Origin of the sequence: Halomonas sp. SpR1, from assembly GCF_031010175.1 — a bacterium.
In the GTDB taxonomy this organism is placed as follows: Bacteria; Pseudomonadota; Gammaproteobacteria; order Pseudomonadales; family Halomonadaceae; genus Vreelandella.
In genome coordinates this window covers 88,901-112,956 of sequence record NZ_JAUAMB010000016.1, presented here as the reverse complement: position 1 = coordinate 112,956, position 24,056 = coordinate 88,901, and the positions used below count along the sequence as shown (strand labels likewise).

26 protein-coding genes are annotated in these 24,056 nt (G+C 49.2%); 8 read left to right on the top strand and 18 right to left on the bottom strand.

Going from position 1 to position 24,056, the window contains the following annotated elements:
- Nucleotides 1-104: 104 nt before the first annotated feature.
- The 15 genes from QT231_RS13170 to QT231_RS13100 all read right to left on the bottom strand — a co-directional run bounded on the left by QT231_RS13170 (nt 105) and on the right by QT231_RS13100 (nt 11,833).
- On the bottom strand, nt 105-314 hold the full coding sequence (locus QT231_RS13170; protein ID WP_308337313.1) for a hypothetical protein: 210 nt from the start codon (nt 312-314) through the stop codon (nt 105-107).
- Nucleotides 315-832: 518 nt separating this feature from the next.
- Nucleotides 833-1,348 carry a ClbS/DfsB family four-helix bundle protein gene (locus QT231_RS13165; protein WP_308337312.1) on the bottom strand — a complete coding sequence of 172 codons (516 nt, stop codon included), beginning with the start codon at nt 1,346-1,348 and terminating at the stop codon, nt 833-835.
- A 202-nt stretch (nt 1,349-1,550) separates the two neighbouring features.
- A complete protein-coding gene (locus tag QT231_RS13160) occupies nt 1,551-1,712 on the bottom strand; it encodes a transposase (RefSeq protein ID WP_308337311.1) in 162 nt (53 codons plus the stop codon).
- A gap of 379 nt (nt 1,713-2,091) precedes the next feature.
- Nucleotides 2,092-2,583, bottom strand: a complete 492-nt coding sequence (locus tag QT231_RS13155) for a DinB family protein (RefSeq protein WP_308337310.1) — start codon at nt 2,581-2,583, stop codon at nt 2,092-2,094.
- Nucleotides 2,584-2,711: 128 nt separating this feature from the next.
- Entirely contained in the window at nt 2,712-3,278 is a 567-nt protein-coding gene (locus tag QT231_RS13150) for an NAD(P)H-dependent oxidoreductase (RefSeq protein WP_308337309.1), read from the bottom strand.
- Nucleotides 3,279-3,496: 218 nt separating this feature from the next.
- Nucleotides 3,497-3,658, bottom strand: coding sequence for a transposase (locus QT231_RS13145; protein ID WP_308337308.1), 162 nt, complete (start codon nt 3,656-3,658; stop codon nt 3,497-3,499).
- Between the two features lie 220 nt (nt 3,659-3,878).
- The gene (locus tag QT231_RS13140; protein ID WP_308337307.1) at nt 3,879-4,139 is read right to left on the bottom strand and encodes a hypothetical protein; all 261 of its coding nucleotides are present in this window, start codon (nt 4,137-4,139) and stop codon (nt 3,879-3,881) included.
- A complete protein-coding gene (locus QT231_RS13135) occupies nt 4,132-5,145 on the bottom strand; it encodes a transposase (RefSeq protein WP_308337306.1) in 1,014 nt (337 codons plus the stop codon). The genes QT231_RS13140 and QT231_RS13135 overlap by 8 nt, the downstream gene beginning before the upstream one ends.
- Before the next feature lie 149 nt (nt 5,146-5,294).
- Entirely contained in the window at nt 5,295-6,467 is a 1,173-nt protein-coding gene (locus tag QT231_RS13130) for a hypothetical protein (RefSeq protein ID WP_308337305.1), read from the bottom strand.
- A gap of 119 nt (nt 6,468-6,586) precedes the next feature.
- Entirely contained in the window at nt 6,587-7,510 is a 924-nt protein-coding gene (locus QT231_RS13125) for a DUF4238 domain-containing protein (protein ID WP_308337304.1), read from the bottom strand.
- Nucleotides 7,511-7,639: 129 nt separating this feature from the next.
- Nucleotides 7,640-8,824, bottom strand: a complete 1,185-nt coding sequence (locus QT231_RS13120; protein ID WP_308337303.1) for a reverse transcriptase family protein — start codon at nt 8,822-8,824, stop codon at nt 7,640-7,642.
- A complete protein-coding gene (locus tag QT231_RS13115; protein WP_308337302.1) occupies nt 8,825-10,228 on the bottom strand; it encodes a hypothetical protein in 1,404 nt (467 codons plus the stop codon).
- Between the two features lie 8 nt (nt 10,229-10,236).
- Nucleotides 10,237-10,395: a hypothetical protein gene (locus QT231_RS13110; RefSeq protein ID WP_308337301.1), complete on the bottom strand. Its 159-nt coding sequence runs from the start codon at nt 10,393-10,395 to the stop codon at nt 10,237-10,239.
- Nucleotides 10,396-10,746: 351 nt separating this feature from the next.
- Nucleotides 10,747-11,427, bottom strand: coding sequence for a hypothetical protein (locus tag QT231_RS13105; RefSeq protein WP_308337300.1), 681 nt, complete (start codon nt 11,425-11,427; stop codon nt 10,747-10,749).
- Entirely contained in the window at nt 11,408-11,833 is a 426-nt protein-coding gene (locus QT231_RS13100; RefSeq protein ID WP_308337299.1) for a hypothetical protein, read from the bottom strand. The genes QT231_RS13105 and QT231_RS13100 overlap by 20 nt, the downstream gene beginning before the upstream one ends.
- Before the next feature lie 226 nt (nt 11,834-12,059).
- Between QT231_RS13100 and QT231_RS24310 the strand changes: the two genes are divergently transcribed.
- Nucleotides 12,060-12,419, top strand: a complete 360-nt coding sequence (locus QT231_RS24310) for a phage integrase N-terminal SAM-like domain-containing protein (protein ID WP_374694391.1) — start codon at nt 12,060-12,062, stop codon at nt 12,417-12,419.
- Nucleotides 12,420-12,903: 484 nt separating this feature from the next.
- On the top strand, nt 12,904-14,217 hold the full coding sequence (locus QT231_RS13095) for a hypothetical protein (protein ID WP_308337298.1): 1,314 nt from the start codon (nt 12,904-12,906) through the stop codon (nt 14,215-14,217).
- Nucleotides 14,218-14,221: 4 nt separating this feature from the next.
- Here QT231_RS13095 and QT231_RS13090 read toward each other — a convergent pair whose 3' ends face one another.
- Nucleotides 14,222-14,743 carry a zinc ribbon-containing protein gene (locus QT231_RS13090; RefSeq protein ID WP_308337297.1) on the bottom strand — a complete coding sequence of 174 codons (522 nt, stop codon included), beginning with the start codon at nt 14,741-14,743 and terminating at the stop codon, nt 14,222-14,224.
- Nucleotides 14,744-14,904: 161 nt separating this feature from the next.
- Here QT231_RS13090 and leuS point away from each other — a divergent pair, with 161 nt between their 5' ends.
- From leuS to QT231_RS13060, 6 genes are all read left to right on the top strand, one after another.
- Nucleotides 14,905-17,490, top strand: coding sequence for a leucine--tRNA ligase (gene leuS / locus QT231_RS13085; protein WP_308337296.1), 2,586 nt, complete (start codon nt 14,905-14,907; stop codon nt 17,488-17,490).
- Nucleotides 17,487-17,993, top strand: coding sequence for a hypothetical protein (locus QT231_RS13080; RefSeq protein WP_308337295.1), 507 nt, complete (start codon nt 17,487-17,489; stop codon nt 17,991-17,993). The genes leuS and QT231_RS13080 overlap by 4 nt, the downstream gene beginning before the upstream one ends.
- Complete coding sequence (gene holA, locus QT231_RS13075; RefSeq protein WP_308337294.1) at nt 17,990-19,057, top strand: DNA polymerase III subunit delta; 1,068 nt, start codon at nt 17,990-17,992, stop codon at nt 19,055-19,057. Before QT231_RS13080 ends, holA begins: the two co-directional genes overlap by 4 nt.
- 134 nt (nt 19,058-19,191) lie before the next feature.
- Nucleotides 19,192-19,590, top strand: a complete 399-nt coding sequence (locus QT231_RS13070; protein WP_308337293.1) for a PA2779 family protein — start codon at nt 19,192-19,194, stop codon at nt 19,588-19,590.
- 14 nt (nt 19,591-19,604) lie between these two features.
- Nucleotides 19,605-20,543 (top strand): PA2778 family cysteine peptidase, encoded by a 939-nt coding sequence (locus tag QT231_RS13065; RefSeq protein WP_308337292.1) that lies wholly within the window; start codon nt 19,605-19,607, stop codon nt 20,541-20,543.
- Nucleotides 20,544-20,835: 292 nt separating this feature from the next.
- A complete protein-coding gene (locus QT231_RS13060) occupies nt 20,836-22,038 on the top strand; it encodes a GGDEF domain-containing protein (protein ID WP_308337291.1) in 1,203 nt (400 codons plus the stop codon).
- A gap of 26 nt (nt 22,039-22,064) precedes the next feature.
- On the opposite strand, the gene sthA is transcribed toward QT231_RS13060, so the two are convergent.
- Entirely contained in the window at nt 22,065-23,456 is a 1,392-nt protein-coding gene (gene sthA / locus QT231_RS13055) for a Si-specific NAD(P)(+) transhydrogenase (RefSeq protein ID WP_308337290.1), read from the bottom strand.
- Between the two features lie 126 nt (nt 23,457-23,582).
- Complete coding sequence (gene nqrM / locus QT231_RS13050; RefSeq protein ID WP_022523176.1) at nt 23,583-23,837, bottom strand: (Na+)-NQR maturation NqrM; 255 nt, start codon at nt 23,835-23,837, stop codon at nt 23,583-23,585.
- Between the last annotated feature and the right edge of the window lie 219 nt (nt 23,838-24,056).

The following is a 24,056-nucleotide window of genomic DNA, read 5'->3' as shown; positions in this document are numbered from 1 at the left end:
GAAGAAAGACCGAAGAAGAGCCTTGGAGGGCTGACACCGTCAGCCTATGCCGAGCAACTGGTGGTAAAACACGATAAAGTTACTTCTGACTCTAAACCCAGGTGCTACTGAAGATGGGGTGACGTCGCCTGCATCATCACGATGGCGTTGCTCACCAGCGAGGGAATGATGACCAGCGGCATGGCGGATTTGAGGCCCAGCCCAAGCGCGAGGATGGGTAGCGCGGATGTTGAGAAGCCCAGACCGGTCGCCCCTTTGACGAAGGCAGCCACAAGATAGGCACAGGCGATGATCAGAATCATCTCGAAATTCACGGTGCATTCATGCTGGAGGTGGGCTCGCGTGGTAATTCGATAGTATGCTTCGCTCACACTAGGCTAGCAAGGTGACGATTGGCTATCCAGCCGGCACATGTCACGTTCTGGTTCAGCATCGAAAGCATCGGCATGTAGGCTTGGTATCCTCGTCAGCCATGCTCGCCCAAAGGAAGCCCCATGGAATTGAAATTGGCGGGGCTCGCTGACGTGGAAGTTCAGGTTCCTCACTTCGGCTACGCCGACCGTATCCAGGAGATCCACTCGATCGTTTTGATGGTCGAGAGACTGGTGGTGTGAACTTTGAAAATCGATGGGAAATTCAGGAGTGATCCTCATGAATCGAAAGGCAGGCAAGATCAGTGATGATGCGCGGTTCGATGAGGCGAGATGATTCGAGGTAAATCGAAATGGCGCCCAAGGCAAGACCCTAAAAACGACATTAGCAAATGATTTATATGTGGAACAGCAAGACAAGCATGGAATGCTATGCTGCAATGCTTTGTTATGTAAATTTTTCACTGCAGCCCGTTATTTTTATTAAACCGTCTAATTTTAATTCGTATATTTTTCATAGGTGAAGATGTATTGAACTGGATCATACGTCCCAACGTCCATTTCTCGTACCACGTTCGTTCATACAATTCATCGTTGCTTAAACTTGAAACTAACGCGATTAGCTCACTTATCGTTGAGTCCAGTTCATTGAGTAAGTCTTTGTATTTCCAGTTGCTGTACTGTTCTTGAAAACTGACAGCCAGCAGACCAAGTTGATTCCATTTATAACCCGTTTCAGGGAAGTCCACTGGTGAGCCTCGGGATTTCAAACCATACCACTTTAATACTAATTTCCCCCAACCAATAAGATAAGCGACGGTGTCACAGATGCTAATTTGTGTTCCTTTTACGTTTCCTGCAACTTCACATTTGCGTGACAGTGATTCAGGAACAACTCGATAGTCAGCCATCAGCTTAGGAAATATCGAGTTTATAGCTGAAAGCAGCTCATCTTTTGATTGTGGGACTGATGACATCGTTGTTTCCGTTTCCATAACGAGACTGTAGAAAAACCCGGTTTAGAGCTCACTTCACCGCCAGTCGTCCTAATTCATTTACCCAGCCAGTCACCTGGTTGGGTAATACTAATATCAGCATTCAGCCACTTGAGCTCCCAACCAAAGCTTGTTGAAGACGGTCTTTTGCTCTTAAAAAGCAACTTATCCCGCTCTAAGCCCTTCATGTCGCGGCTAAGTGACCGTAATTCGCTAACTTCTCAATATTGTGCACCAAGCAGTAGAGTTGCCACTGACCTTGCACCTTTTGCTTACCCCGAAGGCTGAAGCGGTTCAGTCTTTTCGTCGTGCCAATATTGCCGAATACCGGCTCTACGATTGACATGCAATGGCTGTAGATTTCTTTGCCTTCGGGCTATCCAGTCGGTGTAATTGGGTAAGCGTTTATTCTCGATAATAAAAGACACTTGTCAGCCAGCTCCCTTGCAATGGACAGACAAGTCGAGTTTGTTCTCGATCAGGTAGTGCACAGCGTGTTCAAAGGTGCCTGGTTGGGACTGATCTAGGTAGCTGATCACCACCATAGCGTTCTAATCGTGGTTATAGGGTTTGAAGCGCGGCATGCTGATCACTCCGAGTATGTTTTCTCGAACCTACCAAACTTAGCAGTCAGTGAGGTTATTCTACAGCCTCAGCATCAAGCACACAGGAGCCGAAAATGGCGCACGGAGTGCGCTGCTTTTGGCTTCCAGTGATGCGCCTGGTTAGATCTGCTCACGACAACTTTCCTCGGTCAGGTGCAAAAAGCGGGTGAAAGTATCTTTAGGGCGCTCGATTCCGCAAGAAGACAGAATCATGCCCACGTTGCCGCGATGGTATGCGCCATGAGCGAGTATATGAAACAGCATTTCTTCGCGCGTCATGGTGCCTCTATCTCCATCGGTGAACGTGAAGGAAATCGACTCTCTGAACTTCTCCTCACCTAGCTCTGACACATATTGCTGGTACCAACTATCAGACTCAAAGATATTTTTACGAAGCTGATCAATAGTTGGTGTCTCCGGCGTGTTCGTACCTTGAAATTGATGTTCTTTAGCACATAAGTGGGCAGCAAAAATGCGATCTACAACGTAGGTATGATTCATCAAGCGAACCGCATGTTCCCTTTCCTCCGGATATTGTTCCTCATCTATCTGTGCTACGGTATCTAGCATCTCTGCGTTGGCCCAAGCTTTATAATGGAACTTGCTTTTCATTGGAACCCCCTATTGAGTTTCATAGCAATCCTAACGCCGCGAATCACCGGCAGGAAAAAGCAGAGCGAGCAATGAGCGGCGACTTTGCCTTTCCAGGTGCATTTTCCTTGTTAGAATTTTTATCACCACTAAAACTTACCTTTTATTTTTCTTACGAAAGATTCAACACGTTTTTTTGATGCTCTTTCGCTCTTATACAGTGACAACATATCGAACTTGCAGCGTTTTGTACATGCACCTAGCAGAGCGGTTTTTAGCACACGTTTTACTGGCTGCCGAAGCACTAACTTGTCAACCCACCAAGGTGAACCAAGAGTGGTAATAACTTTTACTTCTTTCAAGTTATCTAAAAGTGGAGTAATAGCCCCTAAATCAGATGCATGATTATATGCATGCCCCGGCGCCCATACTCGATCAAACCACCCTTTTAGAATTGCTGGAAAACCAAACCACCATGTAGGGAACACCAACACCAATGATTGGGCCTGCTTTAATTGCTCAATTTCATTTGCAAGTAGATCGTCATTAAAATTATCTCGATAATAACTTTTCCTTTCCTGCTGAGTTAGCGCAGGCTCAAAGTTCTTTTTATACAGATCAAGAAGAGTAATTTGATAACCATTTAAGGCTAAATGCTCAACTGTCTGGGCCGCTAAGTAATGGCACAAACTATCCTCTAAAGGGTGTGATACCACAACCAAACACCTCACGAAAACCTCCTTAAATTCTAGCGAGGCTGTAGAAAAACCCGATTTCGAGCCGTCTCTACCACCTCTCGTCCTAATTTGCTTGCACAGCCAGTCATCTGGGTGAGTAATCTTAATATCGGCATTTAGCCACTTGAGCACCCAGCCAAAGCTTGTTGAAGACGGTCTGTTGCTCTTAAAAAGCAACTTATCCCGCTCTAAGCCCTTCATGACGCGACCAAATGACCATAATTCGCTAACTTCTCAATATTGTGCACCAAGCAGTAGAGCTGCCACTGACCTTGCACCTTTTGCTTACCCCGAAGGCTGAAGCGGTTCAGTCTTTTCGTCGTACCAATGTTGCCGAATACCGGCTCTACGATTGACATGCAATGGCTGTAGATTCCCTTGCCCTTCGGGCTATCCACTCGGTGTTTCATCTAATCGGTGTAATTGGGTAAGCATTTGTTCTCGATAACAAAAGACACTTGTCGCCCTGCGCCGTTGCGATGATCGGCCGAGCTCAGGTTCCGCATGTATCGGTATTTCTTTGGGCAGAGCCGACATTGCAGCAAGCGCCCTTCAAAGTGTACCCGGATCTTGCCATTGTCAGTTTCTCGTTGCCCGCGATAGGACAGTTTTTTCGCCAGTTGGGCAAATACACGTTAGCTCTACCGGATCAAACTGGAACGCGCTGGCGGGCGTCGTCTCTCGCCAGCCTTTATCTGGTAAGTTCTGGTGACGCTTGCCGTATTTGTTTTTCTGCTCGGCGAATTTCGGATCTCGGCTGCGGAACTGATTATCAGGGATATAGCCATTGATCTGCTGTTCGTGCAGGTACTTCATATTGGGTTTACTCGTCTCATCCATGAGACTCGCTCTTCGGGCCAGCCTGCGGCTGTTCAAATTTATTCCCGATAAATTTGTCATTTGCGAAGCCGGTATCCGCGGTAACGACGGTGCCTTTCTGGTAGATGTTTTCCGCAATTCCTAGCTTCTTAAAACGGGCTTCGACCGTTTCCAGTACGTGCTGCAAAGTGTGGTGTTCCTGGCCTTCGACAAAGGCCTGCGCAGCAATGATGATTTGGTGTTTTTTATCCACCGTGGCTACGCCGTTATAGCCCTGGATCGTGCCCTTGCTGGTGGTCATTTTGGCACTTTCGCTATCGGTCAGATTGCTCTTCACTTCCTTGATTCGCTTCCCCCGGCCCATCCTTGGGCTGTGCATCTTTAGGAAACGATCCACTTTGTTCATGGCGGCATCTAGCGAGAGAATCGTCTTGGCCCGTCGGATATCTCGATCCAGATCGGCTTCCGTTTCGGCTTCATCACGCGCGTAGTGCTCCAGTAGGTGATGCCGAATCAGACCTCTCAACTTGTCCCGTTTCTCGCCCAATTCTTTGAACGTGCCAGACCACTCTTTGGAGGCGTCGGAGGACATCTTGCAGCCATCAATCGCAAAGAGCTCGTTACCCAACAAGCCTTGTTCGTGGCACACCAGCAGCACTTGTTCGAATAGTGCTTCAATCTCATCGGAATGGCGACTGACGAAGCTTGCCAGGGTGGTGAAGTGGGGAACGGTATCGCAGGAAAGGGCTTTGAAAATGATATTGGTCTCGCAGCTCCACTGCATCTCGCGACTGGAGGTGATGCCTTTTGAGTAAGCAAACAGGATAATCTTAAGCAGGATGGACGGATCATAGGACAGCCGACCGGTCGCATCGTTGCGGTACTTGGGATGGAAAACGGATAAGTCGAGCTTGTGCTCGATCAGGTAGTGCACGGCGTGTTCAAAGGTACCTGGTTGGAGCTGATCCTGGTAGTTGATCACCACCATGGCGTTCTGATCGTAGTTATAAGTCTTGAAGCGGGGCATGCTGACCACTCCTCGTCTGTTTTTTTCGATCCTACCAAAACTTAGCCGTCAGCGGGGTTTTTCTACAGGCTCAACGCTTGAATAAGCTGCCAATTTGGAGCGGCAGCGTAAATTTGGTCGGTTTCATTCATTTGTTATGATCATATCCTTTATACTTCTATAAAGCCCGTCGGTATAAAAAATCCCGCTGGTCCAAGAATGGAACCGTCACGAAGCAAGCTGATAGCGCTGTAGAATGGCGGGATATCCTTGATAGGCTGTGCGATTGATCTCTTCTCAGCTTCATTGGTTCTAACAGAGCGACACACAGATTCAAATACTTTTCGCTCTAATCCGATAAATACACCTCGACCATGATCCAATCTAAATGGATCAGGTGGATAAGTACTTATAGAACCATCTTGTTTTAAACTGAAAGGTAAATCTCCTGGAGAGGTCTTCCAGTAGCCACCTACAAACTCCATCTGCCCAACAGAATCCAAGGCTAGCCTCCACGTAACTGCTTGAATTCTCAGTTGATCAGAAATTACAGAGTTCATGATCAACGCAGCAGCAACCAGAGGCTGATTCAGCTTTTCAAAAATATCGGCAAAGTGAATCTTTTGGATTTTTCTATAAACTTGACTCGCAGTAAAATCATCAAGTTTGAGATCGCCTGGGCTTTGTGGGTCTTCTGCAAAAACACCCGACTTAACTGAACTGGAGTTTTCTTCTTTTGCAAATCTTGTTCCAACAATATAACCTTTAACACTGCGAAGTATATTATCTTTATCTCTGACTTCAACTCTTGAAAATTGCTTACGCCACGTTTCAAAATCTTTATTTTTAAAATTTATAGATTTGTAGCGACCCTTTGCTTCAGCAAGATATACAGAGTACATATTTTCTGCACACAGGTAATCAGGTGCATCTCCATTTTCAACTCGTAGTACTTTGAAGCCTTCAAACTCATCAACTGGATCTTTATCAAGCACTTTATCCATATGTGCAAAGTACGTGATGTTTAGATGTTCGCAAAGGAACCACCTGCAAAAAGCTTGGCCTAGCTCAGTGGATGCATGTCTTTTTTTTGCAGTAGAATCACCTATTCCGCCACATAGTATACGAAAGTCCCCTGTTTCAGCTAGGAACCGCAAATACTCAAATTGTGATGGATCAGGATATGGAGGTCTTCTTCCATAAGAGTCTAAGTAGTAGTGATGGTAAAGCCGGGCTAAATCAACTAGGCACTTCTCGGCTGCAATATCTTGGTTTGGATCTAAACGCAACGAAACCGGCACGGATTCAAACTTATTCAGCGCAATATTAATATAACGATTCATCCAAAACCCTTATTTTTTGTGGCATAACGCCTAACTAACCGGTGAGGCTTGCTGGCATGTTGTTTTGCGTGTTTTTGCAAAACGCGTGACCGCAAACCGAATCCGCGTTTAGTTTATTGTTATACTTCATCACGAGTAAGCATCGAAATGACATCATTTACAGCTTCTTCAGCCAACAAAGCTTTAGATGCATTATGTGAATTTAATAAAACCTCTTCAGAACTTCCGATTATCCATCTTTCTGCGCAGTATGAAATACACTCATTCACGTCTAAAATTTCCTCATCTGCTACAATTCGTTTAGAAAGCCTAGAGTTATCACCGCTTAATCGCAGGCAAATAGATGAAGACAATGGTATTAAAAAGTAGCGCTTGTATATCGTTCTACCTTGGTCGACGAAGAATAATTCATCTTCGGCTTTCGCAAATGCTTTATCCGATGAGATAAATGGTATCGACCGAGAAATCATGACATCCCAATCGCAACAATCTATTAATTCGGCAAACTCAGGAGATGATCTTAAGAATGTATTGAGAATATGATCCTTGTCAGTGCCTATATGATTAATAGCCTGCTCTACAAAGGCTTCTTCGCTAGACATATCAAATAGAGCTTCATTTTGATAAAGCTTTAGCTTCTCATCATCCAGGACAACTTCCTGATAGATATCCTTTAACGAGACTTCTTGCGACACCTGCTCAATAAGCTTGAAATAAGAAGGAGTTCTGTTCCTAAGGTAACCTAAGTAACGTGCAAGGTTACGCTTATCCAATGCAGAGAAGTCCTCTCCCTCTAGCTTTTTTACTAATTCAGGATAATTCCCATCGACACCTGATAAAGTGGGATTTTCAATGTATGTAGGTTGTTTTCCCTCAGGTGGTTTTTCTAGAGTATATAAATCTTTCTCTTTACCAAAAGATTTAGGTATCGTTTTTTGTACACGACCGGAAATTTTATCTAGAAAGTGAATTCGATTATCAGAATCAACAAACTGATATTGATAAGATTCGGGCAAATAATGATGTTGCTTTGGTCTAGTCATTCCGGCTTCCTTACTCCAGACTAAATCTGATGTATAACGCTTGGCACACGTGCCGATTTGGAGCCGCAGCGCGGCGGAAAAGCGGTCACCGTGCTGCCACTTGTTATGCCTAAATATTTGGCAAGGCTCTTAGTCATTGATTTTTGTCGGTGAGTTAATACTTGAAAACCGGCTATGGAATTCATTCCACCTTTGAATGTCAACGTCCTTAACGAATGCTACCAAACCAGCTAGGTGGTTGTAGAACCCGAGAGGGGTGTCAAACTTTTCATAATTAGAAACAGCCGTAATTCCATACTTTTTAATTGCATATAAATGCCTATCTATGCGTTTGTATGTTTCTTTCGATAACCTTGGCAAATCACCATCAACCAGAAGTCCAAGAACTGTTTTCTTCGAACCAGGACCGGCGACTCTTGTTTTTTTCCTATTTTCTATAAACTTGTTTTTTCGAATAATTCCAATTACTGAGCGATGAATATCACCAATAGATAACTCTTTAGGAAAATTTTCAATAGAAGAAAATGTCAAATCATCAGCATATCGTGTGTAAATCAAGCCATGATTATCCGCAAATTCTGTCAATTCTATATCAAGTTTATACGCTGCTAAGTTGCTGAGCATTGGACTCGTAGGTGCACCCTGCGGTAACACTCCCATAGGGGATGGGCTTGGAAGTGCACCAAAACCTCGAACATCTACAACCTTCTGATATAAGGTGTAATTTTTCCCAAAGCTTGAGCGGTTGGGCATGTTCAGCAAATGCATTAAGTGCTTTGGAAGTCGAAGGGTGGTACAAACCCTAGCCATCTCAAAAGCTAGTAAAGGTCGATACCCCATACCTGAAAATATACTATAAACATCTGATTCGTCGATTGAATGAAAAAAGTCAGCCAAGTCGTATTGAAACATCCATCGGGCACCACAATGCTTTGAAGCACAATTCCGAACACCTCCTTTAGGGTGAAAGGCAAATGACGCAGAGTGAGGATCAAATTTCTGTAAAATCTCAGAATTAATGAATTGTTGTGTCCGTAGCAACTCTCCAGTAACTGAGTGTATGTGACGCCTCCCGCCTGAGCGCTTTTTAATAGCAAACATGCGGTAGTTAGCACTTTCTCTGCGGCGCTCCACCGTCATGCGTAGGACTGAATAATCTACACCTACAATCTTTGATAGGTGGCCAAGAGTAAAAATTACAGGAATACCAGATCGTTGAAGGCTCTGAGCATAAGCTTTCAAGTGAGTAACAGATGGCTCATCGAGAGATGATTGTGCTGCTTTAGATAGATGGTGTACTGACCAAGCTTCCATTCACCTCTCCTTTGAGCCCAGGGGGCCATCAGTGTCATGGCTTTCCCGAGACACCGAAGGTGATTGAGGCATGACACTGAAGGGCGGCGCAGCCGCCTTAGCGTCAGATCTTTCCAGAGATGCCTCTCCGACATCCCCATCCGCAAAAGCCAAAGCTTTTGCAGAATCTGTCGATGATAAAGATGAGAGCACCTTACCAGTCGACGGCTGAATGTTTGCTTGGCCAGCACACCACGAGCTTGGAATATACAGGCTATAGTCCCATTTTGGTAGATCTAGAGGTTCATTCGTTTGTTTGAGTATATCTATACCCGCTTTTGTTAATCGAAGGTTAGGTGTTAAGTAGCCTAATCTTCCTGCATGCTCAATAAGCTTATCAGCATAATGATGATCGACATTAAGCCTGATTGCTATACTCGAAACTCTTCTCACTCCTCTCTTCACAAGAGATAGAAGGCTTAACAATTCATTTGATATAGGCGCGCTTGTTGAAGTGGTATATTTTTCTACAGCATTACCATTCAGTAAATCTATCAGCCAACTGGGTAAGACACGGCCAGTCAACAATCCTTGCCATTTGTTATTACTAAACCATAGAATGCCGGGAGTGTTATTAGGAACACTGTGATAAAAAATCAAATTAGATAAAACTTCACCGTAACCTAAGCGAGCCCATTTACCTACTTTTGTTTGATTCCTACAAAGTTCTACTATCTGTTTGTAATTCTTTCCCCAGCGCTCTTCTAACCATCTCTCGTTGTAGACAAATTCACTAATAAATTCGATTTTTGATGATTTTCGAAATTTTCTTTTTCCATGATCCGAACCACGAATGCAGTCGACAATTCGTTTCTCTGAAGCGTTCGGCCTAGCGAAGCAAATAATGGTTATTTTAATCCAGCCAAAGCTCCACCAACTTAAAAATGTTGGATTCTCTAGTATCGCATTTATAAAACTCGATACTCGATCACCACTACCTATAGAATCATCAATAAGAACGAGGTTTCTTATTTTGTTTGATTTTAAATCCGAAATGGCTGGATGATCTAGAAGGTATTTCTTGTTAGACCGAACTAGATTCGAGATCAGTGAATAAACTAAATCCTCACTGCCCTGAGAGGTTGCAGGCCTTAACGTAGGTGCGCCAGAAGAATCCCAATAGCTTTCTTCATCTGAATCTAATTTTCTAATTGAATATAGAGCATATTTTTTATTGGGTGGCAGCTGTTCTATAGACCTACGAAGCCAGTGCGAATACTCGTCACGTGAAACAAAATTCAATCGACTCAAAAGTGTTTTAGCAATTACTTTCTGTCCATCACTAAATTGAGCTAGCCATTCTTTAATTTCTAAAGATTGTTCAATAGAAGTGATTGAGAGCTGTTGGTATTTAGGTTTCAACATATTCATGACTAATAATAAAAATAGAGTATCTGTAACATGCCTGAATCGGCATAACGCTTTGCTTTGGGGCAGCCGAAACAGAGCGAAGCGGCGTGTAGGCTGTCCCAGCCGCGTAGCGGCGACAACAGCAACTTGTTAAATTGCACGGAAATTATTTTACGCGCCATGACTCAAGCTCCTTTTCGTTTCGTACTATTTTTTTGTGATGACTACAAAGCGATTCAATTTGAGATTGCGTGTAACCAGTTTTTGATGACAAGTAAGCTGTGGGTAAATAGCTCTTTTTCTTTTCGGACAGTCCACTTTGCAGAATATTGTAGACTCGGTTGGAGCGATAATTAGTAACGGCTAAATTAATGAGCCAGCCTACTAGAAGAATTAGCAAACCAGACACTAATGCGCCAAGAAAGCTATTTTTACTCAGTAAATCCCACAAATTTCCAGCCCTCTCCATGACTAGTGCAATTTAACGCCCAAAGCAGCGGTGCGAAGCATCCGCTGGCTTTGTTTGTTAAATTTCATTCTATTTCTTGATGTATGAACTTAATGTCGTAAAAATTACCGGAATTTCTATACTTTTCAACTGCCTCATCACTTGAGTAGAGCATTAAACAACAAGGAGGATTAGACCTCGCTTCGGTTTGAGGCCACTTTTTGAACTTTGTGTTTCTTGATTCGCTGATAAAACTCAATTCTCTTCTGACGCCTAGTATTTCTTTTAATATACCCTTCCTCATTCCGGTATTTTTACACTCAACACCTAGCCAGATTTTTTCTGGTAGTGGGTAAGAATCTAAGTTCGGTTCGACCATAAGGATATCCAGCTCATGATAGTCACCATACTGAGGTGTTGTTGACCGAAAATACTTCGAGGTCCTTAAGTAACTCTGAGATATAAAGCACACGTCAGTCCAAATTTCAGCCACCAACTCATCATCGCGATACGCCTCTATGCAGGGGTAAGCCCTATTTATTGGCCCTGTACCACGCTTCAGGTAGATTTTCTCGCCAACGCTTAACTCTAGTCGCAAACCTTCCTTATTCTTCAAAGAGCTACAAACTGACGCTAATACATATGCTTCGTAAAGCTTTCCAGCTTTCTCATCGTCTTTTATGACTTGATAATCCAATTCTTCAGATGCTCCAACATTTTCTTGAAGCATGTTAACTATCTCATTTTTAAGGGAAGCTAGGTCCATTGCTTGGCCCTCTTGGTGTGTTTTCTGGAGTTTGAGAGAGTTTGTAATTAAAGCTCTCTATTCTGGATATTAAGGCTGAATAGTCTTTGCCTTTGCGAATGTTTTCAGACTGTTTGCTGTAACGCTTAGATTCTTCTTGGGAAAATAACACTTCAATGTCTTTGATTGGTTTTCCCGACTTGGTATTGATAGAGTAATTGAGGAGGTCGAGTATAGAGTCACCAATTTTAGTATTTCGCTCTTTCAGCATCCTCAATAAGCACTCAGTATATCTTTCAACAGACTCTTTGCCGTCTAGGTTGCGGGTAAATTCCATGTCAATAACTTGATCTACTTGACTTAGCCCGGCGGCAGAAACCTCCTGACGAAGAAATAGATATAGTTCATCAAATTCATCTTTAGTCAAAATCTACTCCTGTAAATTTAACAGGTATTAGACGGCGCGTCCTATGATTGGATGGACGCGCCAGCATGTTTACTTAGTAAATGTAGCCTACCTTTTTGTGCATAACCACATGATTTTAAATTAAATTAATATTAATTAGGCTGGATTTGCAGAATTCGCATGCTCACACGTTTTACCAAGCTCAATAATACTGTATGCATATCCACCATCAGGGGATAGAAACCAAATGGATATGCAAAGCGGGCCTCCGAAACTAATGAATCGTGTCAAAGCTGTTATGCGGGTAAAGCGCTATAGCCCACGTACTGAAAAAACATACGATTACTGGATACGTTACTTCATTCGTTATCATGGGTTGCGTCACCCTGCCAGTATGGGCCCTTCTGAAGTCCAGGCTTTTCTGGAGCACCTTGCCGTAGAGCGATATGTGGCTGCGGCTACACAAAACCAGGCGCTAAATGCTTTAGTATTTCTGTATCGCCATATCCTTGATATGCCATTGGGTGATATTGGCGCCTTTCGCGAGCTAAACGCCCGCGTCGATTGCCTGTCGTGCTGTCTTACGAAGAGGTTGTGCGCGTGTTAAATCGAGTGTGTGGGCCTATGAATTTGATGGCCACCCTGGCCTGAGGGAGGAATTTGCCGGTGTGCGCAGCCCTTTAGGCTAATGAGCTAAAACGAAACCACGCTACCGCCATGGCACACCTGGGTTACGTTAGAACGTTCCAGTTGCAACCGTGTTTGACGCATTAATCATACCTTATTCATAAATTTTGATTAGGTCACGTATCGATGAAAAAAAGTGTTTCCTCTCTGAGGGCAACGGCTCGTTAGTTGCATGGATCTGGCATCGCTTCGCGATGCTCCCGCGGGTGCCTCATTTGCTCGTTCCTCGCAGATTCGTTACCACGCGCTACAAAATGTGGCTATGCATGGATTAGCGCCAACCAAAGGCACTGCCTCGCTCGTTACCGCGCGCTACGAAAAGCAGCTACTCCTCACTCTCTGCTTACTGCTGGCCTTCCTTCGCAAATCCGATTAGCCTGCTAATTCACTATTAAGGGTTTGGCATGCAAGAGACGACTTTTCGGCAGCGCTTGGCAGGCGTGCTGATTTTGCTTGGTTTGATCGCGCAAATTATTGGTTTTACCGGCTGGTTGAGCACTGCCCCTGCGGTGAGCTATTTGCTGTGGGCGGCAGTTGTGTTGCTGTGGCGGGATATTCCTCGTCGTTCGCGCATTCAGGCGGCCGTACTGATTGCGTTGGGGGCGGGCATGCTTCTGGTGGCGCGGTTTGTGTATGGTGCGGATGTCGATTGGTCTGCCATGTTGCAGGGCAATTCGTTTGTGGCGGCGATGCTGGTGAGCGTTAGCTTTATCTCGCTGATCGGTAAGCAAGGCAATAAGGGCGCAACCGGAAGCCGAGTGACTGGGGCGGGCGGTATTTTGCGCACCTGGCTGGGCGTTCACTTTCTGGGCACGATTTTAAATCTCTCTACCGTGTTTATGGTCGGCGATAAGCTGGCCCGGCGTGGGCCACTCACCACTCCGCAGTTGCTGGCTCTTAACCGGGGGCTGAGTAGCGCGGCGCTATGGTCTCCGTTTTTTGCCTCCATGGGTGTAGTGATAGCGCTAGTGCCCGACGTTGAGTATGCGCAGATTGCCGTGGTGGGCTTTCCCATGGCGATGCTGTCAGGGCTGTTAACCACCCTGGAGCTTAGGCGTCGGTTTGATCTCAGCGAGGTCGATGGCTACTCACTGGCACCGCGTAGTCTGTTTATGCCGGTGGGTATGGCGGCGTTGGTGATGCTGTTTCACTTTGTGCTTACCCCTACCCTGACCATTGTCAGTATTATTACCTTTCTGCTGCCTAGCGTTGCGCTGCTAAGTAACCTCCCCCATGGGCCCAAATTTACTCTACGGCGCATTCGTCAGCACACCACCACGCGGCTACCCGCCATGCCCGGGGAGATTTCGCTGTTTTTGGCGGCGGGGTTATTAACCATTGGCCTTTCGACGCTGGTCACGGCTGCGGCTGGCAGCGACTGGACGCTGTTCACACGCTTTGGGGCGCCGCAGGCGATGCTTAGCTTTGCGGCGATCACGCTTAGTGCACTGGCAGGCCTGCACCCGATTATTGGCGTCTCGGTGCTGGCGTCGATCCTCAATTTGCAGGGCGGCGAACAGACCGTGTTTGCGTTTGTGGCGTTAACCTCGTGGGCGGTGGGCACCAGCGTGGGCCCGCTTTCGGGGATTAATCTTTCACTGCAGGGGCGCTACGGGGTGAGCGGTTACCGGATGATGAAAAATAACCTGCTCTACGCGGCGGTGATGAGCCTGCTTTCGCTGGGGGCGATCGCAGGCGTCAGCTTACTGGTTACCTAATCGATCAGGTCTCAATGATTTTACTGGGGAAGCGGTAGAAGTAACGGTGGCCACACTGGTGGCAGGGTTCCAGCCTGGCAACGGTGGGCAGCATTACCTGGGCATCGCAGTGGGTGCAGGCCATTAGGCCGGGTGCGGCCATTTCGCCTTCGCAGTAGTCGGCACGGGCGGCTTCTAGATCTTCCTCGAAGCGTTCGCGCTCGACTACGCTGCGGTCAGCAATCGACAGCAGCGACTCCGCCACGCGGCGGGAAAGGCCGTCGATATCGATGCCCAACCAGCTGGCCACCTGCTTGCCGGTGTCGGCCATGTAGTAGCGCATATCTTTCAGGTCACGCTCGACCCAGGCGCGCAGCAAGGCCAGCTCGTCCTTGGTGTACTCTTCCAGCTCCGCTTCAAACTCCACCGCGTCGTCCAGATCCTTCTGCAAGTTTTCCCAGGTTAGCTCGTTAGCGCCCCCCTGCATCCGCTCTAGCAAGCGTTCGTAGCCTTCGCGTAGGCGATTGTCATTCTGTTGATCACTCATGGTGCCTCTCCTTTTGTCGACGCGTGCAGTTACCTATCATCGGCTTACCGTTCAAGGATACACCTGCATAGGATACAATCGACCTCACTTATCTGACAGTGGTCATCTAACATTCACTTTGCGCCCCTTTTGGGCGAATACGCCAAGGCATTAATAAACCGATGGACGCACACTACAGCCCTCGTGAAATCGAACGCGACGCCCAGCAATACTGGGACAAACATCAGTGCTTCAAAGCCGTAGAGGATGCCAACAAGGAGAAGTTCTACTGCCTCTCCATGTTCCCCTACCCCAGCGGCAAGCTGCACATGGGCCACGTGCGTAACTACACTATCGGCGACGTTGTGTCCCGGTTCCAGCGCATGCAGGGTAAAAATGTCATGCAGCCCATGGGCTGGGATGCGTTTGGTATGCCCGCAGAAAACGCCGCCATCCAGAACCAGGTGCCGCCCGCCAAGTGGACCTACCAAAACATCGACTACATGCGCAATCAGTTGAAGGCGCTGGGCTTTGCCTACGACTGGAACCGTGAGTTCGCCACCTGCGATACCAGCTACTACCGCTGGGAGCAGTGGTTCTTCACCAAGCTAGTGGAAAAAGGCTTGGTGTATAAGAAGATGTCGACGGTCAATTGGGATCCGGTCGATCAGACGGTACTCGCCAATGAGCAGGTTATCGAGGGCCGTGGCTGGCGTTCCGGCGCCTTGGTTGAGCGTAAAGAGATCCCGCTGTGGTTCTTGAAGATTACCGACTATGCCGATGAGCTGCTGGCCGACCTGGATAAAGTCGAGTGGCCCGAGCAGGTCAAAACCATGCAGCGCAACTGGATTGGTAAATCCCGCGGCGTCGAGATGACCTTTGATGTTAAAGACGCTGATGGCCAAGCCAATGAGCCGCTAGCGGTCTATACCACCCGCCCGGATACGCTGTTAGGCGTGACCTATGTAGCCGTTGCCGCTGGCCACCCATTGGCCAAGCAGGCAGCCGAGCAGAATAGCGAGCTGGCAGCCTTCTGCGATGAGTGTGCCAAAGGTGGTACCACTGAAGCCGAAATGGCCACCAAAGAGAAGAAAGGCATGCTCACCGGGCATAGGGCAGTTCACCCGCTGACCGGCGATGAAGTGCCCGTTTACGTGGCTAACTTCGTGTTAATGGAGTTTGGTACCGGTGCGGTGATGGCGGTGCCCGGCCACGACCAGCGCGATTGGGAGTTTGCCACCAAGTACGGTATCCCCATTAAAGCGGTAATTGCCGACGAGAGCGGCCAGCCCGCGGATATTTCCGAAGCGGCTTACGCCGAGTACGGCACGGTGGTGAATTCCGGTGAGTTCGACGGGCTCGGCTTTGAGCAAGCGTTCGATGCCATTGCCGCGAAGCTGGCCGAACTTGGCCGCGGCGAAGTTAAAACCAACTTCCGCCTACGCGACTGGGGCGTCGCCCGCCAGCGCTACTGGGGCGCGCCGATTCCGGTGAAATACGGCCCGGAAGGTCAAACCGTGCCACTCACCGACGACGAGCTGCCGGTATCGCTGCCCATGGAAGTGACTGTGGATGCGTCTGGCTCGCCGCTGAAAAAGATGCCGGCATTCTCTGATCTGGGCGATGGCTGGACTCGGGAAACCGACACCTTCGACACCTTTATGGAGTCCTCCTGGTACTACGCACGCTTCTGCTGTGCCGATAACACTGAGGCGATGCTGGATGAGCGCGCCAACTACTGGCTGCCGGTGGATCTCTACATTGGTGGCATCGAACACGCCATTTTGCACCTGTTGTATGCGCGTTTCTTCCACAAGCTAATGCGTGACTTTGGCTTGGTGGATTCCGACGAACCGTTCCAGCAGCTGTTGACCCAAGGCATGGTGATCGCCGAAACCTTCTACCGCCCTACCGATAACGGCGGCAAGCAGTGGTTTAACCCTGCTGACGTGGAAGTGAAGCGCGACGAGAAAGGCCGCCCCCTTAGCGCCGTTCTGATGAGCGATGGCGAGCCGGTGGAGATGGGCGGCATCGAGAAGATGTCCAAGTCGAAAAACAACGGCGTTGACCCGCAGTCGATGATCGACAAGTTCGGTGCTGATACCGTGCGCCTGTTTATGATGTTTGCCGCACCGCCTGAGCAGTCCCTGGAGTGGTCGGATTCCGGCGTTGAAGGCGCCCACCGCTTCCTCAAGCGTCTATGGCGTCAGGTCAATGAGCACTTGGCCGCGGGCACTCCCGGCACGTTGGATACCAGCGCACTTAACGACGACCAAAAAGCGCTGCGTCGCAAAACCCACGAGACGATCAAGAAAGCCAGCGACGACATTGGCCGCCGCACCACCTTCAATACCGCCATTGCCGCGGTGATGGAGCTATCCAACGCCATTGGCAAGTTCGAAGACACTTCCGAGCTTGGCCTGGCGGTGAGTCGTGAAGCACTGGAAGCCTGCGTGCTGCTGCTCTCGCCGATCACCCCGCACCTGTGCCATAGTCTCTGGGAAGCGCTGGGGCACTCCGACCCCGCTATCGAAGCGACCTGGCCGAAGGTGGATGAATCCGCCCTTACCCGCGACACTATTGAGCTGGTGGTACAGGTCAACGGCAAGCTGCGCGCGCGCCTTGAAGTACCCGCTAGCGCTGATAAAGCGTCCATTGAGGAACTGGCGATGGCGCATGAAAATGTCCAGCGTTTCCTTGAGGGGAACACCGTACGTAAAGTGATCGTGGTGCCCGGCAAACTGGTCAACATCGTGGTGAGCGGATGAACCGACGCAGCTTTCTAACCACTAGCTTAAGTGCAGGCATCGCCGTTTCGGCGGCGGTGCTGCTCAGCGGCTGTGGGTTTCGGCTTCGTGGCACTGAGTCGCTGCCTACGCTGCCCCCCATAGCCTTAGAAGGCGACACCAACAGTGCCGTCGCCCAGCAGGTGGCTTCGCGCCTTCAGCAGTTAGGAACCCGGGTAGCCTCTGATGCGCCCTGGCGGGTCACCTTGGGCACGCCTGTCTTAGCCGAGCGCCGATTAGGCGGCGATGGCAGGGCAAGCCGCGAACACGAGCTGACGCTTAGTGCCAGGCTTTCTGTTCAAGAGCGGGCGTCCAACGCTTATCACATCAATAGCGAGACGCTGTCGACTGATACCCGTATTCGCGTCAGCGATGACGACCTTCTTAACCGCGAAACGCTGATGATGGAAGCAGAACAAACACTTGCCCGCCAGCTATCACTGCAAATCATTGAGCGCCTGACTTACGTTGAGGGCATGCAGTGAAGGTATTTGCTGATCAGTTGCCCGCTGCGTTGGCAAAGAAGCTGCCCCGGGTTGTCATCGTAGCGGGAGATGAGCCCTTACAGCATCGCGACGCCTGCGATGCTGTAAGGGCTGCCGCACGTCAGGCGGGCGTTGAAGAGCGTGAAGTGCTCGATGTGGAGCCCAATTTCGCCTGGGGCCGCTTGATGGAGATGTCGAGCAATCTCTCGCTGTTTGCGACCAGCAAGCTGCTGGAGTTGCGCCTAGGCAATCACAAGTTAGGCCAGGAAGGCAGCAAAGCGTTAGCGCAATACGCTGAAACCCTGGATAACAGCGATGACGTTCTACTTATTGGCATGGGCAAGCTAGACGCCAAGCAGCAGAAAAGCGCCTGGTTTAAAACCCTGGATAAGCACGGCCTGTTTGTACCGGTATGGCCAGTGGATGCCTCTCGCTTAGGCTATTGGTTGCGGGATCGCGCTTCACTCCACGGGCTACAAATTGATCTGGAAGCAGCACGCCTATTGGGTGAGCGCACCGAAGGCAATCTGCTGGCCGCAGACCAGGAGCTGCAAAAACTGGCGCTGATTCACCCCCAGGGCACACGCCTGAACGTCGAGAGCATCGCCCAGGGCGTGGAAGACAGCACCCGCTTTGATGTCTTCAATTTAGCCGATGCCTGCTTGAAAGGCGAACCCAACCGCGCCTCGCGCATTGTCAATGGTCTGCGCAGTGAAGGCGTTGAGGCGCCTATTGTGCTGTGGGCGCTTAGCCGGGAGCTACGCACTCTGCTCTCATTACACCAGCACCTGGATCAGGGGCAAAGTTTTGAGCACGCCTGCAAAACCCAAAAACCGATGATCTTCGATAAACGCCGCCCGGCTTACCAGAAAGCGATTGGCCGCCTGCCCATGAAACGGCTGCATAAATTGCTGTTAATGGCGCAACGCCTCGATTTAGCCGTTAAAGGCGCAGCAGCAGTGCCGCTGTGGCCTGGCCTGCACGATTTGGCGATGACCATGGCCGGTGGACGCGGATTGTTATCCGAAACCGCCTGGACTTACCGCGTTAATGCCCATGGCTAGCCAACAGGGTTAAGTGCAAATAATGTGTACTTTGCATCGTTAGGCTTAAAAATCACTTCAATAGTTTCTATACTGCTGATTCAAGCCATAAAAAAAGCTTGACCCATCCCGACTAGTCTATAAGGAAGAAGACGATGAAAACATTGCGTGCTTACCTCTCTACCCTGCTGATTGCGGCGCTCGTTATTACCAGTTTACCCGTTGCTGCTGCCCCCGCTGCGCCTCAAGCCATGGATTTGGTCTCCACCCAATCTGTTTTGGAAGCTGACCGTGCTGGCTCAGATCGCGAGCGTATCAACGAGATTCTGGCCCGCGCCGATGTGCAAGATCAGTTGCTGAAGCAGGGTGTTGATCTGGATGAAGTCGAAGCTCGTGTTGCCGCCCTAAGCGATGCTGAAGCGCAGCAGATGGCGGAACAGCTTGAACAACTGCCGGCCGGTGCTGGCGTTGTAGGCGCTCTATTCGCCGTTTTCATTATTTTGCTGGTCACCGATATCCTCGGCCTAACCGACGTCTACCCGTTTACTCGTTAATCAATAGGCAGCACATGACCTACCTGCTTACTAACGCCCGCTTTGCGGGCGTTTTTATTATGCTGCTACTCCTTAGTGGCTGTGCCCGAAACCCGGTATTACTGCAAAGCACCTATCAAGCGCTACCGCCCCATACAGAAATCGCCAGCGTGCCGTTTTATGCCCAAACGGAATATCAGTGCGGCCCTGCCACGCTGGCGATGGTGCTCAACCATCAGGGTGTCGACACTGGCGTTGACGAGCTAATTCCTCAGGTATTTCTGCCCGGGCGCGATGGCAGCGTACAGCCAGAAATGCTCGCTACGGTGCGGCGGCATAAGCAGCTCGCGTATCCTATACGCGGCACCATGGATGCCTTGTTAAACCATTTGGCGGCGGGCGACCCGGTGGTGGTCATGCAGAATTTGTCATTGCCAATTTACCCAATGTGGCACTACGCCGTTGCCATTGGCTACGACTTACCCAATGAAACGCTTATTCTGCGCAGCGGAGAAATTGAGCGGCATACGCTGTCGTTTAGCCGCTTCGATGCCACCTGGGCCCGCACCGAGCGCTGGGGGTTTGTAGTGGCTGAACCAGGTACGCTGCCTGAGGGCATTACCGCCCGTAATGCCCTAGAAGCGATTAGCGCCTATGAAGAGACCCACGGGCCACGTGCAACGCTTTCAAGCTGGCAAGCGTTTGTGGCGCGTCATCCTGCTAACGCAATTGGGCAGTTTGCGTTGGGCAACGCACTTTATGCTGACCAGCAGCCCGACAACGCCCGACAAGCTTTTAAGCGAGCAACCGAACTTGATGAAGAAATGGGTGCCGCATGGCTAAATCTGGGTCTTTTACTGCTGCAAAACGAGTCCCCAGATGCGGCTCGCGAAGCGTTAACGCAGGCCGCCTCCCTTGAGGGTAACTGGCAGGAAAAAGCACGCTTAGCCTTAGACTCTCTAAATAACGATTAAATATCAAATACTAACAATATTATTAATAATAACGAGCACAAGTATGATCCTGCAATTAGTAAAGTTGTGGGATGGCATATATGGCAACCGAGTGCTTAAGTTGCATAAGGATGATGTCTTGAAGCTGTTCATTGGATTACCTAACCATTAACGGGAGAGGTGCCATGCAGAACTGGCCTTTGCTACGGAAGCACTCTTTTGATGACCACACTTTCTTTACCAACGAACTTGCGCCTACTCGGCAGTATGCAAAGAGGGGCATCGTTACTGCCAGCTCGTTGATTATCTCAGGATGATGCCTCTCTTTTTTCGTCAGCCTGGCGGGCGCTTTGCATCCATTTTTGCTGTCATACTCTGCGCAATGTCCGTGGTATTGGGTAGCTACGTTTACAGTGCGTGTCAAAAAGCCAGTGCCGACTACACCACGTTGATCAGCGACATTGTGCTGGCTCAGCAAGCGACACCTCAATTACGGGCCGCGCTAGAGGAAGGCAGCCGCCGGCCTGATAGCGAGCATATCGAATATATCGATTATTTTATTGCCCTTTCCAAACAACATTTAGATAACATCCAGGGCAGTATTGAACGCCATCGTTATCTCATTGAGGATGTCGAGTATCTCAATAGCTATTTCAATAAGCTTAATAACCACCTTGTTGAGTTAACCCAACAAACACGCCAGGCCCAGCGGCGTCCAGAGCTGATCGAAGCGCTCCAGCGCACGGCCATGGAGATCGGTGCCTCTCAAGTATGGTTGTATAATCAACTTTTGGAAGACGTTCACACCATTGCCAATCAACAGCGTTTGATCATGCAGCGCCTGTCGATCGCTGTGAGTGTGCTACTGGTGCTGATGGTGAGTGCGGCGACCACACTTTGTTTGGCGGTTATTTACCTGCGCCGTCAGCGCACAGTCATGCATCAGCAACTTCTGACCGATGAGCTGACCGGGCTATATAACCGACGCCATTTGGTCAATGTCGCTTTAGCCACGATCACCCAGGCACGGCGTGATCAGGCACCGCTCAGCTTAATGCTGTTGGATATCGACCACTTCAAACAAGTCAACGACACTTATGGGCACCCTACCGGCGATGAGGTTTTGCGCCAGATTAGTCAACAGCTTCGCTTGCTGTGCCGTCCATCGGACACATTAGCAAGAATTGGTGGCGAGGAGTTTTGTTTATTGATGCCTAACACGGCTACCCATGATGCGCTACAGGCAGCAGAACGGCTGCGCCGAGAAATTGAAGTTAAGACCATGAGTGGTATAGACCTTCACGCCAACCCAACCATTAGCATCGGCGTGACGACGTGCCAAAGCGGCTCGCTGACGTTTGAACAGCTTTATTCGTTTGCTGACAAAGCGCTCTACCAAGCCAAGGCACTGGGGCGCAACCGTGTTGAAAGCCTATTGCCCCCTAATGACCCCTCACCTTATAACGACCCACAAACTTACGCCCAGACGCTTATTCACGAGTCCAGCGACTCTTAAACTTCGGCGGAACAAGGAAGCCCCGATTAGAAAACCCGGTTTAAACCGTTCTGCGCAGCCACTCGATATGCTTCTGCCATGGTGGGGTAGTTAAAGGTGGTATTCACAAAGTACTTGAGCGTATTGGCCTCGCCTTCTTGCTGCATGATTGCTTGCCCGATATGCAAAATTTCTGAGGCCTGGTCACCAAAGCAGTGAATCCCTAATATTTCCAGGGTGTCCTGATGGAAAAGAATTTTCAGCATACCCACGGTATCACCGGTAATCTGCGCCCTGGCGGTATCTTTAAAGAAGGCTTTACCTACCTCGTAAGGCACTTTTGCTTCCGTGAGCTCTCTCTCATTGGGGCCAAACGAGCTAATCTCGGGGATGGTATAAATCCCGGTGGGCACATCACTGACAAAGCGATACTCTTTATCGAGCAGTTCATTGCACGAATTCAGGCCTTGATCGTAAGCAGCGCTCGCCAGACTCGGCCAGCCGATCACATCGCCCGCTGCGTAGATGTGTGGAACTTCGGTACGATAATGCTCATCGACGCTTAACTGCCCGCGCCCATTGGCGGTTAAACCTATGTTCTCAAGGCCTAAACTGTCGGTATTGCCAGTGCGCCCATTGGCCCACAAAAAAGCATCTGCGCGAATTTTCTTGCCTGACTGAAGGCGCACAACAACGCCTGAGTCATCACCCTCCACGCTCTCATATTCTTCATTATGACGCACTAACACACCGTGCTTGCGCAAATGGTAAGAGAGCGCATCGCTAATCTCATCGTCTAGAAACGACAGCAGGCTGTCACGGTTATTAATTAGATCAACTTTGACACCCAAGCCCGAAAAGATCGAGGCGTATTCACAGCCAATCACCCCAGCACCGAAAATCACTAGAGTACGCGGGGTGTGCAACAGGCTCAATATGGTGTCAGAGCAGTAAATACGCGGATGGCGGAAGTTTATATCCGCGGGACGATAAGGGCGCGAACCGGTGGCTATCACAACTTTTTTAGCCACTAGTTCTTCCATACCTTCCTGACTGTCACGCACTACTAAGGTGTGCTCATCCTTAAATCGGGCGACGCCGTGGAACAGGTCGATACGGTTACGCGCATAGAAGGTGGTGCGCATTTCGACCTGCTTATCGATGGTGCCGCGTGAGCGCTCCATTACTTTGGGAAAAGAGAACCAGCGTGGCTCACCAATATCGCGGAACATACGGTTGGTATTGAAGGCCATGATCTGTTTGACCTGATGGCGCAACGCTTTGGAAGGAATGGTACCCCAGTGGGTACAGTTGCCACCGACCTGCGCCTGCTTCTCTATGATCGCGACGCGCTTGCCATGCTTGGCAGCATTGATAGCAGCGCTTTCCCCCGCAGGCCCCGTACCGATCACCACCACATCGTAATTGTGAACCGCCATACTCACTGCGTCCCCTGTTCCCTGTTCCCTGTTAAATACACACCCTTCCACACGCATGATTTACGCATAAATTTGCTGCGAATGGGCGGCTACCTACACCTACATGCCTTTATAGCTACGCCATATTTACCGGCGTGTAGCATCGTAGCCCAAATCGGCACCGCGGCTCTCATCGCTACGGCGGCGCACGCCACCACGCTTCCGGTTCTCTTCTTCACAAACCTCATCTTTGCCGCCGCAAATATCGCAGCCATCTTTCATGCCGATTTGATTCAAACCACCGCATGAACCGGCAATCGGTTTGCGACCCATAATGACGCCCACGGCCATCGCACCCATAATCAGCGCCATGAAACCGAATACCAGTAGCCAAATAGTCATATCAACCTCCCAGCTTTACATCGCTTCGCTTTAAATTATTAGCCTTACCTGACGACAACAGCTGTCGTGATAAGTGCCTCACGGTCTCTCCTCATTACCACCATTATACCTTAGCCGAGCCTTACTTATCAGCGCTGTGATGGGTCATTAACACTGCCTATCATCGCGCCCACTTCTTCGCACAGGCTTACAAAAAACGGGGCCAGCCAAAAGGCCAGC